Source organism: Sesame phyllody phytoplasma, from assembly GCF_018390775.2.
In the GTDB taxonomy this organism is placed as follows: domain Bacteria; phylum Bacillota_I; class Bacilli_A; order Acholeplasmatales; family Acholeplasmataceae; genus Phytoplasma; species Phytoplasma australasiaticum.
Genome location: NZ_JAHBAJ020000059.1, coordinates 1 through 204 on the forward strand (window position 1 = coordinate 1; position 204 = coordinate 204).

Below are 204 nucleotides of genomic sequence, written 5' to 3' on the forward strand. Positions count from 1 at the left end.
TCAGGTTACAAAGGATAACTTAGATTTAAAGAACCAAAATGAACAATTAACACGACAATTAACCTCTTTACAAGAGGAAATTGGTTTGTTAAAAAAACGTCTTGAGCAACAACGTAAAATTATTGATCATCTCAATCAAGTGGTGTCAGAAACTCATGATCACCAAAGCGATTTATTAACAAGCATTGCTTCTTTGAAACAAGC

At 32.4% G+C, this 204-nt stretch carries 1 protein-coding gene; it reads left to right on the plus strand.

The window, feature by feature from the left end; genetic code table 11:
- A partial coding sequence (locus tag KHD59_RS02485; RefSeq protein WP_238120399.1) for a hypothetical protein occupies window positions 1-204 on the plus strand: 204 nt, incomplete at both ends.